Source organism: Algoriphagus jejuensis (assembly GCF_039523455.1).
In the GTDB taxonomy this organism is placed as follows: domain Bacteria; phylum Bacteroidota; class Bacteroidia; order Cytophagales; family Cyclobacteriaceae; genus Algoriphagus; species Algoriphagus jejuensis.
Window position 1 is genome coordinate 28,378 of record NZ_BAAAFI010000047.1, and the last position, 17,736, is coordinate 46,113.

General features: G+C 47.6%; 10 protein-coding genes. All 10 read right to left on the reverse strand.

Translation table 11 applies throughout. The features are described from left to right. Nucleotides 1–91: 91 nt before the first annotated feature. Complete coding sequence (locus tag ABD031_RS19320) at nt 92–943, reverse strand: sugar phosphate isomerase/epimerase family protein (RefSeq protein WP_343854358.1); 852 nt, start codon at nt 941–943, stop codon at nt 92–94. Between the two features lie 126 nt (nt 944–1,069). Then, complete coding sequence (locus tag ABD031_RS19325) at nt 1,070–2,119, reverse strand: ThuA domain-containing protein (protein ID WP_343854359.1); 1,050 nt, start codon at nt 2,117–2,119, stop codon at nt 1,070–1,072. 2 nt (nt 2,120–2,121) lie between these two features. Beyond that, entirely contained in the window at nt 2,122–3,627 is a 1,506-nt protein-coding gene (locus tag ABD031_RS19330) for a RagB/SusD family nutrient uptake outer membrane protein (protein ID WP_343854360.1), read from the reverse strand. Between the two features lie 17 nt (nt 3,628–3,644). Beyond that, nucleotides 3,645–6,713, reverse strand: coding sequence for a SusC/RagA family TonB-linked outer membrane protein (locus ABD031_RS19335; RefSeq protein ID WP_343854362.1), 3,069 nt, complete (start codon nt 6,711–6,713; stop codon nt 3,645–3,647). Between the two features lie 799 nt (nt 6,714–7,512). After that, nucleotides 7,513–9,741 carry a sialate O-acetylesterase gene (locus tag ABD031_RS19340; protein ID WP_343854363.1) on the reverse strand — a complete coding sequence of 743 codons (2,229 nt, stop codon included), beginning with the start codon at nt 9,739–9,741 and terminating at the stop codon, nt 7,513–7,515. 22 nt (nt 9,742–9,763) lie between these two features. Further along, a complete protein-coding gene (locus ABD031_RS19345) occupies nt 9,764–12,181 on the reverse strand; it encodes a right-handed parallel beta-helix repeat-containing protein (protein ID WP_343854364.1) in 2,418 nt (805 codons plus the stop codon). A gap of 128 nt (nt 12,182–12,309) precedes the next feature. Beyond that, the gene (locus tag ABD031_RS19350) at nt 12,310–13,308 is read right to left on the reverse strand and encodes a family 43 glycosylhydrolase (RefSeq protein ID WP_343854365.1); all 999 of its coding nucleotides are present in this window, start codon (nt 13,306–13,308) and stop codon (nt 12,310–12,312) included. After that, nucleotides 13,301–14,572: a DUF6786 family protein gene (locus ABD031_RS19355; RefSeq protein ID WP_343854367.1), complete on the reverse strand. Its 1,272-nt coding sequence runs from the start codon at nt 14,570–14,572 to the stop codon at nt 13,301–13,303. The genes ABD031_RS19350 and ABD031_RS19355 overlap by 8 nt, the downstream gene beginning before the upstream one ends. Nucleotides 14,573–14,623: 51 nt before the next feature. Then, on the reverse strand, nt 14,624–16,525 hold the full coding sequence (locus ABD031_RS19360) for a glycoside hydrolase family 97 protein (RefSeq protein ID WP_343854368.1): 1,902 nt from the start codon (nt 16,523–16,525) through the stop codon (nt 14,624–14,626). Nucleotides 16,526–16,764: 239 nt separating this feature from the next. Then, on the reverse strand, nt 16,765–17,640 hold the full coding sequence (locus ABD031_RS19365) for an alpha/beta hydrolase (protein WP_343854369.1): 876 nt from the start codon (nt 17,638–17,640) through the stop codon (nt 16,765–16,767). Nucleotides 17,641–17,736: the final 96 nt, after the last annotated feature.

Consider the following 17,736-nt stretch of genomic DNA (forward strand, 5'->3'; position numbering starts at 1 on the left):
TGAGCCGAATGGATATTCGGACCTTGGTATTTTTCTTTAGGGCACAGCGTTGATTATGAGCGAGGGGCTAATTATTCGGAAAGAAATCAGGCTATAAGCCGTACTTCTCTCCCATCGTTTTAATCAGCTCAAAGCCTTTTTCGGCCATGTCCCAAGGTTCGGAGAAATTCCTCCAGACGCCAATGGAATTGGCAAAGGCGGGATCATTTCTGGTGAACCCTTCGATGGTCAGCCAGCCTTTGTACTTGACATCTGCCAGTGCTTTGAAGGTCTCGTCAAAGTTCACATGACCCGAACCTGGCGTGCCCCGGTCATTCTCTGAGATATGAAAATGGCCTAATTGCGGTGCAATCAGCTTGATCGCATCCGCCAATTTTTTCTCCTCGATGTTTGCATGGTGCGTGTCAAACATCGCCTGCACATTGGGATGATCCACTTTTTTGAGCAGATAGGACAGCTGCTCCATTGTATTGCAGAGATAGCATTCGAAGCGGTTCAATGCCTCGGGGGTCAGGAGGACACCGGCATCTTTTGCATAATCGGCCACGCCACGCAGTACCTCGGCCGATCGACTGTACTCCTCCTCTATGGGTTCGCGCGAGGCGAAAACGGTAAATGCTGAATGGTAAGGTCCGCACAGTACCTGTGCCTGAAGGTCATGCGCTCGATCGATCACCCACTTGAGTTGCTCAGAGGCAGCCTCGCGAACTTTTGCCTCAGCAGAAATGGGGTTGTGATCCGGCCCCATCACGGTGACGGCTGTCACTTCCAGTCCAATATCCGCACAATGCCTGCCTACCAGCTTGAATGATTCCTCCGGAGAACCTCCGATAAAAAACTCCGCTCCGTCATATCCGATCTTTTTGAGCCGATCGAGTATTGGCAGCAAGTCCTCTGAAAGTTCAGCAGACCAGGCCAGTACGTTAAATCCTATTTTGTTCATGAATTCTCCTCTTTCGTATTAAGTCAAATTATTTAGAACTTCATTATTCAATATTCATCATTCGATGTTCGATATTTCAATGACGAATGATGTACACTGAATGAAGAATAATGAAGTTGTTATCTGCTACTTGAAATCCTCCACTCGCATCCCTTTTCTAAAGATGTTGAAGCCGAACATGGTGGGTTCGTAAGTCCCGACGATATCGACCGAAAGCTCCGGGGTGATCACCTCAGGCATCTCCAGCAACCAAAAAGAAGCATTCACGATCAAGCGACGCATGTCCTCCACCTGAAAATCTATCGATGATCCCAAAGTGCTGCCAAATACCTTCCCTGCTTTGCCGCCGTCAAGAGAATACTCCCTAGTCCAGGCGATTGGCATGATGGACTTGTCCCACATCAGCGGTGCTTCCGGAGTCATGCCCGCCGTGGACTGCCCGTACAAAAGGACATTTGCTTCGGAAGACAGGTTCTTGATCGAATACACATCCGTGGGAGCCCAGATATCATCCACACCGCGCAAGATCGGATGATCTGCATCCCGGTCTACTCCGTCGATCAGGGCTCTGGTGCCTTCAAACTTGTGCTTGCCATGATGGGCGACCCAAGTTTCTCCGACGATCTGCTGTCCAAAGCCTCCCTCCCAACCTGTAGACTTGTTGTTCCAACTCCATTTGGCATAGGGTGAGCTTTTGTCCTTGATGGCAAAAGGGTGTGTGGAAGTACGTAGTGCGATGAAAGGTTTGCCTGATTTGAAATAGTCCTCCAAATGCTTCATCTGATCCAATGGCAGATCGCGAAAGCGGATCAGCATGATGACCAGGTCGGCATCCTTCAGATGCTCCAAGCCAGGGATGTTGTTTTGATAGCTTGGCACGATGTCGCCGGTTTCCGGTTCGATCGGGAACAATACCGTAGTGTTGAAGCCATATTGAGCGGAAAGGATCTTTGCCAGCATCGGCATGGATTCCTCGGATCTATACTCGTCATCTCCGGAGATCAGCACGACATTTTTGCCTTTTCCCAGGCCGTCTTTCCCTTCAAACTGTAAGAAGGTTTTGCCGCTTTGGGCAAAACCTTCCATAGTGAAAAGAAGCAGGAACAGAATAGACATCGCTAGTCGATAGCCGGTGAAAACCTGTCCTGATTCTTTAGAATTCAATAAGGTAGTCACTGTTAATAACCCGGGTTTTGAATGAGGTTTGGATTATTTCTCACTTCCCCAGTCGGAATAGGAAACAGCAACTCCCGCTCTGTGACGGTAGGGCCATATACGAACTTATGACCTACATAATCTTCGAATTGACGCGTAGTGACGTTGAACCCTTTTCTGATTCTGACCATGTCAAACCAAGTCTTATTCTCATAGGAAAGCTCAAAGAACTTCTCTCTCCAGATTGCTTCGCGCAGCATCTCTTTGGACAAATTTTGCAAAGGGGCAAGTTGAGCTCTTGCTCTCACCTGATTGACGGCTTCGTAGGCTAGTGAATTTGGTCCATTTGCCTCATTGGAAGCTTCAGCGTAGATCAACAGGACTTCCGCATAACGCATGATTGGCCAGTTCATTGAACTACTTGTGGTGCTGGTTTGAGCGAGCTCATCAAAATGCTTAAATATGTAGTAATCACCCAGAGTCAATGTTTTGGATCGGTCGCTCCGCAGCGTGTAGCTGGTATAGTAGAACTCCTTCTCTGCTGCTCTTTTGTCGCCTGCCTCATAAGATTTGACAAATGCTTCTTGGGCAAAGATGCCTCCTGTTTCGGCGCTGTAGTTGGAGATACCGCGGTTGTAAGGGATAATGGATACCTGCCAGCTTGACGGTAGTGTAAAGGCTACAAACTGAGTCATGAAGATATTCTCTTCCCGGTTTTTCTTACTTGGATTGTGAAGGTCATAGTAGGAAGGAAAGAGCGTGAACGTCTTGGAATCAATCACTTCTTTGGCTTTGGCAGCTGCAAGTGCGTAATACTCGTTTCCTTTTTGCAGCGGATATCCGGCCATGGTCAGATAGACAGAAGACAAAAGGGATTTGACGGCCCCTAAGGATACCCGACCTGTGACATCCCTCCACGGCAAGCCGGATTGCTCAGCCACCTGGAGATCCGCTACTATCTGGTCATAGACAGCCGCAGGATCTGCCTGTTTCGGATAGAGATCTTCCGAACTAAGATCAATCGGATCTACGATAAGCGGTACGCTGCCAAAAAGCCGAACCAAGTTGTAATAATAGTAAGCTCTCAAAAAACGAGCTTCGCCCAACAGTTTGTTCTTTGCAGTTTCGTCCATGGTCATATCCGCGATTTCGGTTATGGCAACGTTGGCGTTGGCTATGCCCAGATAGAAGCTGGTCCAATAAGTCTGACCGTACCCATTATCTGAGGTATTGTCCAGGTTCATGATGAAGAGACTATTTTGAGCCTGTCCCAACTCAGTATCCGCAAGCCCTGTGGCAAACTCAGTCATCATCCAAGGTCCCCCGCCAAAACCACTCGACATGATCGGCTGCAAACTCTGATAGATTGAGTTTACCGCGCTGGTGGCGTGTTCGGGCTTGGTGAAATAGTTGTCCAGGGTAAAATTCGATTTGTCTGATTCATCCAGGAAATCCGCACAGGACGTGGTGATGCCTATCAAAGAAGATAGAAAGACAAATTTTCTTATATAAGATTTAGTTATTTTCATTTTCTTGGAATTTATAATTATAGACTAACGCTTACACCCAACATGAATACCCTTGGCTTGGGATATGCATACAGATCCACGCCTTGGTCAAATGCCGCGCCTGAGGTGGATACCTCCGGGTCATAGCCTGAGTAATCCGTACTTAAGAAGAAGTTCTGAACAGAGAAGAATGTTCTCATGCTTCCGACCTTAAGTTTCTCCAAGGTGTGTTGGCTGAAATTGTACGAGAGCATGATATTCCGGCCTCTTACAAAAGAACCATCTTCCACCCTTCTGGAGTCGTTGTTGGTGTTGTAGCCAGCGGTAAGCGGCCGAATTTGTGCGTAATAAGTGTCCTGATTTTCGGGAGTCCACCCTTGAAGCACCGTCTTGAAGCTGTTGGCGATGCCGGTTCTGTCTTCGGCAGAGTGCTTACTTCTGAAGAGCACATCGTTACCGTAGGTGAATTGGATATCCACCAACAACTCGAAGTTTTTCAGGCGGAAAGTGTTGGCAAAAGTTCCAAATCCATCAGGAATACCTTTACCGATAATTACCCGATCGGAGTCGTTGATCACACCGTCTCCATTGACATCTTTGTATTTGATATCTCCAGGTCTCTTATTGTAGGATGCCGCGACGGTTTCCTCCTCAGTGTTCCAGGTTCCCTCATGAACATACCCAAAGAATGAACCCACCGGCTCCCCTTCTCTGACAATGGTGGAACCCAGGAAAATATCAGATCCTCCAGTCAATTCCTTCACGCTGTTTTTGTTGATGGAAAGGTTGAAGTTGGTAGACCAGGTGAAATCATTTTTCTCGATGTTCACCGTGTTGAAACCAAACTCAACACCCTTGTTTTCCATGCTTCCGACGTTTTTGCTTACTACCGTGTACCCACTGCTTGAAGGCACTGGAGCGCTCAAAAGCATGTCGTCGGTGATCTTTCTGTAGAGATCGAGTTCAAACATCAATCGGTTTTGAAGAAAGCCGATTTCAGCACCGAAATCTACCTGAGACGTCACTTCCCATTTCAAATCAGGGTTGGCAAGACGACTGACACCAATGCCTATTTGACGCTGATCGTTGAAGATAACAGAGTAGTTACCCATTCCGGCCAAAGCCTGATAGGCGGTCACTTCCGAGTTTCCGGTCTGTCCGACGCTTGCACGAAGTTTCAGGTTGGAAATAAGGTTGCTTGAGCTGAGGAATCCTTCGTCAGAAGCTCTCCATGCAAATGCTGCAGAAGGGAAAAATGCATATTGGTTGGACTCACCGAATTTAGATGAACCATCTACCCGACCGGTGAATGTAAACAGATACTTGTCACGGAAAGTATAATTGATACGTGAGAAATAAGAGTTCAATCCATAGGCTACGGTTCCGGAGTTAGGCTGTACGGCGACAGCTCCTGCTCCCAGGTTATTGAACGTAAAATAGTCGTCCTGGAAGCCTTGGGCTCTGGCAGTAGAATTGAACCGATCCACGTGCTGCCAAGCAATTCCGACCATGGCATTGAGGGAGTGATTTTCGTTGAATTCCCTTACGTAGGTCAGGTAATTTTCAAATTGCCAAGAATTCAGTCTGTCATTGAAGATCGACGCGTCGCCACCTTGATTTTTGGAGATGTAATCGAGGTCTCTGCCACCGTAGTAGTCCACTCGTTGGTTTACGATGTTGACCGAGAGGTTAGATCTGAATTCCAGTCCTTTGGCAAGATAAAGATTGGCGTAGACGTTGCCCAACACGGTCTGGGTGTTCACCAGATATATTCTTTCCTCGGCTACCTGAATTGGGTTGTCACCGCCCTCCATACCTGGATAGTCGGCATTTCCAGCCCAAGTGCCGTCTTCATATTTTACCGGAATGATCGGCAATGCCTCCAATACTTGGCGCATCGCGATAATTCCGCCGCCACCCAAGGGGTCGACCTGGCTTTCTTTTTGGTCATTGTAGCTCAGTACACCACCGACTTTAATCCAGTCTTTTAGTTTGGTGTCAAATACAAATCTTGAAGAGTATCTTTTCATCCAAGAATTGTGCATCAGACCATCCTCATCACGGTAGCCCAGATAGACACCGAAATTATCATCCACATTACCGGAAGTGAAATTCAGCTGATGGCTCTGCGTAAATGCAGGTTGGAGAGATTCATCCTGCCAGTCGGTATCATGCAAAGGCTGTCCGTTGGCATCAAAAAGCTTTGGATTGGTACGCTTCAGCTTAGGGTCTTTGTAAATCCCATTATTCCAGCCATTGGGATCGTATTTTTGCGCGTTTTGATAGGCTAAGTCTTCCATAGCCAAAAATTCCTCTGAATTCAACAAAGGTATTTTCTTAGGAAGCACGCCGATGCTGTAGTTTCCTTCGTAGGCGATTGTTCCGCCGGATTTGCTGCCGCGCTTGGTGGATACCAAGATTACCCCATTGGCTCCCCTTGCGCCGTAGATCGCTGTTGCAGAAGCATCTTTAAGAATCTCCACAGAAGCAATGTCGTTCGGGTTGATGTAGTCAATTGGTGTACTTCCGTTCGCCAGTCCGGTGGCATGCATGATGACTCCATCTATTACATAGAGGGGGTCGTTTGCTATACTTACCGAAGTGTTACCACGTATTCTGATATTGGCACGACCTCCTGGGCGTCCCGAATTGACCGAGACGTTTACCCCTGCCACCTTACCGGATAGTCCGTTGGACAACGTAGCCGCTGGACGATCCTTCAAGCTTTGCTCATTTACTGAGCCTACTGCCCCCGTCAAATCAGATTTCTTTTGGGTACCGTAGCCGATGACCACGACTTCTTCAAGATCCGAGACATCTACCTGCATCGTGACGTCCAGCACACTGTTGGATCCGACCGGCTTTTCCACTGCAGTATATCCTATAAAGGAAAAAACCAAAGTAGCCCCGTCAGGCACCGAAATGGTATAGTTACCGTCTATATCAGACGTTGTACCGTTTAAAGTACCTTTTTCGATAATATTAACTCCAGGCATCGTTTCACCTGAAGGATCCGTGATTTTCCCACTTACGGATCGAGATTGAGCATGTATGCTGCCGACCACTAGTAGAGTGAGAAAAATGAGCAAAGTAAAATGCTTTTTCATACAGTTTAGTTTTGGGTTAAATAATTAATTGAAAACAGTTTAATAATTAATCTTAGGCAAAAGGTATTGTTAACAAAGAAGCAGACTGTCCTGCTGTGTAATGTTATATTGAGCACACCTGTGCACAAAAAATCACATTGCAACATTTGCATTTTACAAAAAAATATTTTTGAATATCCGGCATCCACATAAATAAAAAAACAATATAGAAGTCCTTTACGTAAAAAGAAGGTTGGGGACTTATCTATTGAATCAATCTTGGATATTTTTTCATTACCCAGGGAAACAAAATAAAAAAGTTTCAGCTCATTGAAAATCAATATTTTATCTTTATAAAAAATTCAAATTTCCATGTAAAAATACATAAAAATTGTTATCGGCATAAATACACCCACCGTTCATTTTGATATTTTTTGATCTACTTCAAGGTAGCTCCTACCGCCCAGAAACAGACCCTAAAAACCATTCCCAACGAATCGCTTCCGCTTGCGCAAAGGCAGAAAGCTCATCGGGACTATCTTTTCAAATAAAGTAAACTTGCAGGAAGGCAGACATCGACTATTTAATCGCCAGAGGCCCCTCTATTATGAATTTGGAATTTCGCCAGTTTTAATTTTTTTGGATATTATATACATACATAAAAATGTGATTCGTACAGAATGCCGCACGTACTAAAGATTAATAATTATTCAGCTTTTAATTCCTGTACGGATATCCTTTTCCATACTGCAAGCCGTATTGTATCTCCAGTTTCCAAATGAATATATCCATTAGGTCCGGATCAACTTTTGACAAGCTGCTAATGCTGCAAAATAAAATCAACAATCGGCTTAGGGTCTTCCAGTGAATGCGGATGATGCCCGATCCCTGGCTTGTGGATGAGGGTCATTTCCCAACCGAGCCCCTGCAGTCTTTTTTCTACCCGTGCGGCGTTTTCTGCAAAAGGCACTACGGTATCGGCATCCCCTACCACGCAAAGTATCGGCACTCTTTGACTTGCCAAGTTTTCCAAATGGTCCACGGGATTGCCAGAGTATTGAAGCGCTATGCTTTCCGAAAAATTGTATTGTTTCAGGAGGTTTTCCCATTCTTTGGGAGCACCATCACCTTCTCCTATTCCTCCGGGCCAGCTTTTGAAATCACAAACAGGCGCATCCACGTAGATGCTGGCTACCTTTTGGGCATTCCGGTTGGCCCAGTTGAATACGATCAGGCCACCTCTACTCATCCCTTCCAAGGCCACTTTTCGGTTCAATTGGTAGCGGCTGGTCATGAATGCGTAAAAATCATCCCAGATCCCAATCGCTTTCTCGTTGCCAAACAGGCCGGCAACATCCACATAGGCCACATGGTATCCCGCCTGAAGCAGTGCCAAATCCGTCTGGGGTTCATGAGCCCAAAAGCGGGCTCTCCATATCCAGTTTCGTGCTTCGTTCGCTTTCTTGGGAAAGACGATCTTGAAGGGAACTCCATTGAGAGTCGAGTCCAAAAGCTCGTAGCCATTCGCCCGGAAAGGATCGCTTCCCTTTTTCGCAAGCATCAAAATCTGACGCTGATGGAAGCTCAATGCACCTATCTTGTTGTCCCTTCCTGTCAGCCAAGGCCCTTCGTAGAATTCATTGGTCCCTGTATAGAACTTGCCCGGCAAATAGGTGACAAATCGGTAAGATGCGGCTGTTTCGAAAGTAAGGACCACCTTGTTTTCTTGCGAACTTATCCTGCTGACTTTTGCAGGGACAAAAGCGCTGTCCAGTTCGTTTTTGAAGAAAAACTGGTCTTTCAGGAAATGGACCTTGCCATTGACTTCCTTTTGTTCTTCGATTGCAATTGGCTGATCAAATGTGAGCTCCAACTCCTTTTCTCCCACATACCTCGCACTTAGCAATTTAGGCGGAGTGATAACGGAAGCGGGATGCTCCCCATAAAAATCACGTGACACCAAGGGGAAGATGCGCTGGGCAAATTCCAGGTAGCCCTCATACGAAAAGTGGCATCCATCGTGCCCCGTGACACCCATCGTCGACATGATCTCGACCTTATCGTACTTGTCCGCAAGTTGGTTTTGGATCTCCCGCAGCTCATTGTAATAGCCTTCGTTTTTTGCCCCGCAACCGGGATGAAGCTGGAACAAATAGATTTTTTCAAGTCCGGTATAGACCCGCTCCCAGTCTTTTTTTAAGGTGTCGAAGTTTGCAGGATAGTTTCTATAGCCCTCCTTCGTGTTGGTATTCGTCTCTCCCTGGTGCCAAAAGATAGCTTTCACCTGATCCTTCAATCCAGCTTGGTTTACCCTGTAGGCGAGCCGCCCAAAACTGGTTTCGAGAGAGGGCTGTTCTGGGTAAAGCATATTTTCCTCAATGGATGAAGATCCGCTGCCGCCGTTGATGATGCATACAGGGATTTGATTTTCTTCTATAATTAGCCTCGCCAACTCCATCCCCCACACTCCTACTCCGTAAGGATTTTTGATAAACCATCCACCAACTTCCTTTTCCAGACCGGGACAATTCCCTCTCGCACTTCCCCACCGCACGTTTTTATCTTCCTCGATATAAGGTTCATAGCCAGTTTTTACGCCAAAACTTCTGGCAAATGGACTGCTATACGTGGACAAAGTACTGCTTGGGTGGGAATTGGACTGGCCGGTGATGATGTAGGCATCTCCGCAGACCACATTGTCTGCAACCAAGTACAGGCTGTCTTGATTGTTCTTTTTGGTAAAAAGCTCAAAGCGAAATTGATGCAGTCCGGCATAAATCCTGGATGTGGCCGAAAATGCCTGATCTGTGACTGGTATTTCCTTTTGCTCATAGAGCACATCGTCCTTGTACACCTTCAAAGAAAGTCCAGTCAGATCTACCCCTTTTTTCACCTTCCCCTCAAAGCGTACCAAAGCACTGTCCTGCTGATTTCTGGCATAGAGGCGATAGTCTTCCGGAGCCTCCGTAAAGGTCAAATCCTGCGCAAAACCATTGGCAATTGCCAGCGCACTGAGAAAGAAAACCAGAAGACTTTTTTGAAAATTCATGTTTGTGAGGTTTAAAAAATACTTACAACTCAAGCCTTACTTCTATCTTTTCCTGATTGTGCATCACACCAAAGGTCAGCTCTTTTTGCCCGCTGTTTTCTTTGAGGATAGCCTGGAGATGCTCAAAATCTTTGATCAAAGTTCCCCGAAAAGAAACGATCACGTCGCCGGCCTGAAGACCTGCCCGGCCTGGATTGGAATAAACAGGAACACTTAACATCAATACACCATTGGTATCTGAAAGTCCAGCAGCAGAGCGCTCTTCCATGGTCTCCACACTCTTCACTGAGCACATGTACCACTCATAAACTTTGCTTTCCGGCCCCACGGACAAGGCAAGCACACGCGGGATCTCCGGTTGTTTAGCTATACGTTTGAGTTTCTCTGAAACCACTCCAAATTGATCCATTGGGAAGTTTTCAAACCCAAGCCGAATCGCCGGGGAATTGGCAGCAACGCGAAAATCTCCATTTTCAGGATCGAGAAACAAGGCGTCTCCTACCAATGAATTTATATCTGCTTGATTTTGAATAAATTTAATTCTATCTGCCTCATTCGAAATAAACAAATTAGAATCCAACTGTGCACCCCACTTCCCATCTTCAGCAATACCACGGGCCATCACGGCAGGCTGATAAGCCGTAGAAACAATATTCCCCTTGAATACATCCCCGCTGTTGGGATACCAGACATGAGGATGGAGACTATTGTTGATAATGATATTATTGGTAGCAATACGGTCGTAGCCTTCACGCATCTTCAGACCGCGGTTTAGGAGCAGATTGTTGTAGATACGATAGCGTGACGAGCCGTCATCGAGATCAATGTCCCAACCGTGATCACATCTCCAACGGCTGTTTCGGATGATGTTGGGTTCAAGAATATCCAGAAAAGGCAAGTCGGGATTTTTGGCCACCTGCTCTGCAGTTTGATTGATATCCGGGGTCCAGAAGCGATCTCTGCCCCATGAATTGAAGCTTCCGTGATCTCCTGTTTCTAACACAGTATTAAACACATCACAGTATTCGATGACATGCCCTCCGAAAGTTCCTTCGCTGATATTGATGCCGGCACGTGGCACATCGTAGATCGAGCAGTGACTGACCGTGATGCGTGCAGACATGGAAATCTGCACAGGAGCAGTTTGCTTTTCAAAGCGACCGGTCATGGTAATCAGACAGTCCTCCACCCGGCTATCCTGTGGGTAATTATCGCCCGAAGGCCCGGGCGTAAGATCCATCCCTTCAAAATCCTGAGGGCCGTACCTGAACAGCGGATCACGAACCATAGCAGGATCTCCTACAAAGGCAACACCGCTCGCCCCTGAATGATGGATGTAGCAGCCTTTGATCGTGATGTATCGGTTGTAGTTGTTGACAAAGATGCTGTTGCCCCCAAGTTGATCAAATTCACTATCTGATATAGTACAATTCTCCGCGCCGGTAAACTGGATCGCCCCGCCGCGGAAAGTAGTCCAGTCACTTCGAAGCAACTGCTCTTTATTTTCCATAAAGCTGCGTGCGGCATGACGGAAGACAAATCCTTTCAACTCCAGAAATTGTACAGGATTCTCCTTTGTACCTTCGAATACTAGTAATTTCTGCAGGCGGACTACTTCAACTTTTGCGTCTTTGAGCTGTACTCCAGCTTCAGGATAATAGTAAAGCGTTTTTTCCTTTTTGTTGAAAAACCATTCGTTGGGAACATCCAGTTCTTCAAAGACATTTTCAACCATTCTGTATCGTGGATGCATAGGCGAAGGACGGTTGTTTTGCCATCCACCTTCCAGTTCAAGCGTGCCATCAGCATTTCGACCTTTGACTATCCAATGCATATCGCCCCAAAGTGCCTGATGCATGGCATGGACATAGGCTCCTGTGGGATCTGCCCAAGAGGCAATTCGCTCCGGATTTAAGGGGTCATTCGCTAGATCTGGTTCTTTGGTATGTACCAAATCCCAGGTATCGAATACATTTTTCCCGGGCACCGCATTCGGGAATCGAGCCATTCGCTGGTTTTGTCCATTGATATACAGCTGATCGATGAGGTCGATCTCGGCTGGAACTTGGGCCTTGTAGATTCCGTCTCGGTAGGGCTGCCACTCCATCTTCACCAGAGTTCCCCCGCTGATGACTGCCTTTCCGGTATTGGCTGCCCGGTACACGATCGGGTGATCTTTGGTGCCGGAGTGCTTTGGAGAAAACACCACCTCATCCTGGAGGTAATAGGTACCGTCTTCAAAGATCACCTCAACAGAGTTCTTCCCTTGATGAGTCGCCGCCAAGTCTCTTGCCTTTTCGATACTTTTCAAAGGCTTCTTCTTTGTCCCCGGAAAAGCGTCATTTCCATCTGTTGCCACATAGATCTGTATGGATCGCTGCTGGGCTGAGACGGAGAGGGAAAGGATGAATAGTAAGAGAAAAAGAAGGCAATATTTCATGATGATTTTGGGTCAAAAAGGACGTGTCCTATATTTTGGGGAGTGTTGCTTGTATTGCTTAAATGGTTATCCGCTTCTATTACGGTAACTGAGTGTTTCTATCCAAATTGCGGATATAACTGTTTTTCTCACTTCATTTCAAACCTGACCAAGTAAGCTTCACCCTTTTTAGATTTCATAGCTATTCCCCAGCCTGGCGGCTCGCTGGCTGGGTTTCCATCCTCTAAATGTGGACGGTAAAGGCCGGGCGCTTGGGGGAGATTTTTGACGCTATCCTGCAAAACAGAAAACTGAATACCGTCTGGAGCCATGTTGACTGTGGCACTGATCGAGGCCAAGGAGGCTACTCCGCCGTCTTTCATCCAGATCAGGACTTCGTGACTTTTATCCAACAAAGGCCCATCATGCTTTTCGAATGGCCCTTCCGGAGAATCAGCGAAGGCTACACTCATCTTGGTGAGACCCGGACCGGCTTTTCCATCGAGGATACATCTGCCTTTGTAGTAAAGCCAGATCTTGCCGTCCCGCACCAATAGGCTGGCATCATCGATCCTGAAGCTGTCAAAAGCCGAGGAGTCGGAGGAAACTTCCAAGACAGGCTCGGAACCCACCCGCTCAAAAGGCCCATCCGGACTATCAGAAACCGCCAATCCGATGGCGGTAAAGTCATTCGTAGAATTGTTCTCAAACTCCCGATCAGGATTCCCTGGCGTGACTTTCACGCCCGTATAGTAGAGGTAATACTTGCCTTCGTAGGCCAGGATATTCGGCGTAAAGACGGAATGTCCATCAAATGACTCTTCGTCACCCAGACCCAATGCCATCCCCTTTTCCGTCCAGGTATGTCCCTCGTCCTCGGAGGTAGCATACCAGATGGTTCCCCAGTACCCGGCCGTCACAGGACTATCCATCCGGGTGTACCAGACATAATAGGTATCCCCAACTTTGATCACATCACTATTATCCCGCCTGTTGTAGATAGAGTCCCTACCTATTCCCGTGATATCCTGATAGGAAAACTGGATATCAGCTGAAGTGGTATCAGCCTCCGTTACTTGCCCGGACTTGGGTTGGCAGCCCAGGAGGGTGAAAAATGCCAGTAAAATCAAAAAGCAATTTCTAGTCATTTGAAACCAAGTTTGAGTTAAAAGCTTTGCTTACTTCTTCGAGCGACACGCCCAAAAGCTGTCTTGCCAACCTATCGAGGACTTCTTCATCTCCTTCAAAATGACAGGTGAGCTGGACATGGGTTCCGGTTTGTCCGGATCTGAGTGCAAGCGCCGGAGAGGAAGTTTCCAACTCGTAGAAAGGCCCCATGGGCTTCTCCCCTGGCGCCGGAGGACCGTCATTGTAGGAATTGATCACGTCTCCGCTGTAGGGCGAGTCCTGTATCTCCCACATGGAATTGACATAATCGCTGACGCCTTTGGGTTGGTTGTAGGTCACAATCGTCAGAATGTGGTTGGTAGCATCATAGGAGCCCAATATGTTTTTGGCGCGGGCAGGTGACAGGCCGATCTTGCTTCTGAAGGTACCGTCACCGGAGAAGTACAGCACGCTGTCTTTGACGACCAGTCTTTCTGCAGGCACTTTTCCGAAGTAGCTGTCATTCACAGGCATTCCCAAGTCTTGGTCCGCCCCAGGATAAAAAGGTATGATGATGGTGGTGGCTGGAGAGGGATTGAACATGCCCAAAAGCCAGATCGACAAAAGTCCAGTCTCTTTCCGCCAGTCTTCCGATCCGATATTCTTGAGCGTATTGGTGGTCTGATAAGCCACAGCCTTGATTTCAGTCGAAGGGTCAATCCCGAATTGCCCAAAGATTTCCTTGGGGGAAAGCACCTCTACTTTCCTCTCAATTCCCAAGTCGAATTGAAATCCCGAGTAATTGGTAAGCGTCGCTTCTTTGGTGAAAACTATGCTCGAAGCAGTTTGCTCTTTGATTTCAAAAGTCTCCAGATCGATCAAATGCGGGGTATACCAATTGTCCAAAGTGAACTCGTCTCCCTTTTTGAAAAAGACCGAAAACTGTCCACCCTCGGGTCCCAGCCAAAAGCGCTCCTCACCCCCATAGGCATTCATGTGCTCCAGCGTATCACCCGAAGCGAATAATTCCCGGTTGACCCAGCCATAGCTGCGACCTTCGTCACCCGAGGAACTGCTCGTCATCACCCGGCCCTGCAAGGCTGCAGAAACGGCGACCTTCCCTTTCCCTTCCGGATCGCTAAGCTCCGTCAGCGGGATGAATTCTTCGAGAAAGGAAACCTCGTCGGAGTAGCTGATGTAGTCTTGCGGCACCGAGCTGGCGGTGTCCAGATCTGCCGATCCCTGCGGCTTGCAACTGCCAGCAAAGGCAAGCACCAAAACGAATAAAAAACTTCTACTGCTCATAGTATTGTTGTTTTTGGCCTACGAAGATCATGCTCTCCAGACCTGAGGCGATCATATCGCCCTGATCCACATACAATGTCCTCCACCCGGAGCCATCTTGGCCTTGATGACCTCATCTTTTTTCACCCGGCCAGTCCTGACCTGATAGGTCTCAGGATTGGTCTTGCCATGCGTCTCATCGGTGTCTTCATAGTAGGTAATCTGGTAGTCCTTTCCCGGCTTGAGGAAGTCCAACTTGATCTCCAGGGTGCCGCCTTGCTGATCGTGAACCGAGCCAACAAACCAGCTGTCACCTTGTCTTCTCGCGGTGGAAATGTACTCGCCCATCTTTGCCTGAAGTACCCGGCTCTCATCCCATTTGCCGACAGGCTGCTTTTGGATAAACTCAAACAAGTCAGCTTTTTCCAGATATTCCTCCGGGGCATCGGGAATACAAACTAATCCACTATGGATGATGAGGGTTCTCGCCGCCTCCGAAACCACGGTGGAAACATAAGAATCCGTGATCCTTGGCCCCTTCTCCCGATCCCCACGGTTGATTCCAGTGAGATCAAAATTCCCATTGTTCATATCCAGAGGGCCTTGGATGGCATTGATCAAGGCCATCTTGATAAAAGTCTCCGGAGTAAAGGCCTTGCGGGAATCCTGCTGCGCATGGCAATATTCCTTGGTAATGGCATTGGCAAAGGTTCTTTCTACGCCCGTAAACGGCAGGGGCCGGTCGTGAAAATCAATGAGCAGATGACTCGCTGCACTTCGGGTGATGGCATCCCGTGTAAAGGGAACATCTTCACCCATAAAACCGTACTTAATCCCCTTCATACCCAAGGATTCAAAATACGGGAAAAGCGCTTCGTCTCCGTAAACACCTTGCTTTCGGTCGTAGTAGAGCAAGAGGTCCACATCCTTCTCGGCAGCGTAGTCTATCACTTTCTGGAGGTCGAGTTTGTCGGACAACTCAAAATGCCCTTCGCTCGCCGATTTGTACCAGGAAGCATCGATCAAGAAGTACTCGATGTCTTTTTGCGCAGCGAAATCAATATATCGGAGATAGCTTTCGGTGTCGATCCCGTAGGTAAAACCATCGGAGGTGGTATACCCATGCACCCGCCAATCCCAGAGTGTCTTGCCTGGTTTGATCCAGGAAGGATCCTCAATTTGATTGGGGGCAGCAAGATTGAGCGGAACCGTGTTGGTGACCAGATCACCGATCTGCTCGTTGACCAAGATCACTCGCCAAGGAGTGATGATTTTCTCGCCACTCAGTCGGGTCTTGTTGGAAGCGACTACAGCGCCTTTGTCAAGATCATATTCCAAATCAATCAATTCAAAGCCCGGAGCCGAAAACAAATCCGATTCCAGGATGGATAAGTAAGGCTTCTTTGTCTCCACCACCAAAGGCATGAGCAGCTTGGGCTGCGTTGTCTCATTGGGGATATCGCTGATCACAAGCGGGCCGGCTGGAGGATTTTCTCCAGTGGGGAAATACAATGCATCGGAGGCTTGCAGCTGGTATTCGCAATACAAAGTTGCCTCAGCGCGTTGCTCAAATCCCGTCAATTCATACTGGAAGCCAAGTCCCTGATCGAAGACCCTGGTGATCAATTTGGCTGACGCAGTACCCAAAGCAATATCGAGCGTAAGTTCGTTGTACTCTGCCGTGATCTCACTGAACTGACCCCAGACAGGCTGCCAGACTTCTTTCTTGGAGCTGGTGTTTGAGCCTTGGATCTTGGCGGCCACACCGGGCAAGATGGAGATCTCCGAGGCGTTGACCACAGCCTCTCCCTGCCAAAAGACCTGATATCTTACGACCTCATTTTCTTCCGAAAGTTGAACTTTTAAGTTTCCGTCAGGTGAACTTGCTGAAAAAGAATCCTGCGCATTGGCGCCATGGCCAATCAGCCCCAGCAGGATGAAACACAGTAAAAACCTCATTGTTATTTTTGTCATTTGCTAATTCTTTACGCCCCTTCTGCAGGGAATTTACCTTTTATGGTTATCCGCTTTTTATGCCAGTAAACGGTCAACTCTGCCTTTGCCAAAGCATCGGTCTTCCGACCGTATGAGGGAGCAGATTCGATCGCTGGCAAAATCGCGGATATACATAGTACCTTTTATCTCCCCACCCATTTCCTTCGATAGGCTTCATTTTTTTCTCAAAAACGCTACACCTCAAGCGCCCCGATCTGCTAATTCATCAAGCCGAGGGATTGTAAAAAGGCATCTCCTTCTCGGATGGTCCGCTGGTAGTTTTCGGTCTTGTCAAAATTGAAAAAACCATGACCTTGCCCTTCGTACAACTTCAGCTCACATCGGCTACCTACCTTCTCCATCACCGTCCGGTAGTATTGCGCCGTCTCCACAGGGATCAGGTTGTCCGCTGTTCCGAGGAAGATGATGGTGGGCGGAGCATCCTGATGGATGTTGTGAAGGGGGGAAAAGTCCTTATACTCCTCGCCAATTCGCTCGTAGCCATAGCCCCCCGGCCCATTGTCGATGACGGGATTAAACAGCACCAGCGCATTGGGCTTGCTGCTATAGGAAAGGTCGTCCGTGTCGCTGTTGTATTTCTCGGTAAAAGCTGCCGCCGCAGCCAGATGACCGCCCGCAGACCCGCCAGCTCCGATGATCTTTGCCGTGTCAATCCCGAATTGATCCCGATTTTTGCGGATAAACCGTATGGCCGACTTCGCATCTTCCAGAGACTCAAAGGGCGTCGTGCCTTGTCTGGATTTAACTCGATAATCCACCAGAAAACAAACGATACCCTGGGCGGCATAATGCTTTGCATGGGGCTCAAATTGCTTGATGCTTCCCCCATTCCAACCACCTCCGAAAAAGAAAACCATCGCAGGCTTCTTGACTGCAGCATCCGACTGCTCGGGATAGTACACCTCCATGTACAGCTTGGTCGTATCGACTTCCTTGTACAGGATCCGCTCCTGAGCATAAGTCATCGAAATGGATGACAATGCGAGAAAGCAGGATAAAAAAAAGACAAACCGATACTTAAAAACATCTAAAACTCTATTGACCATATCATCATTTGTTTGTTGGGTTTCCATTGATTTTAAAAGCTTCCAATTCGTTTGGCTCTGAAATTGTCTATCCGATCTTGGTTTATTTTCTTCTGCAACATAGGGTTACAAATCGGAACGGCT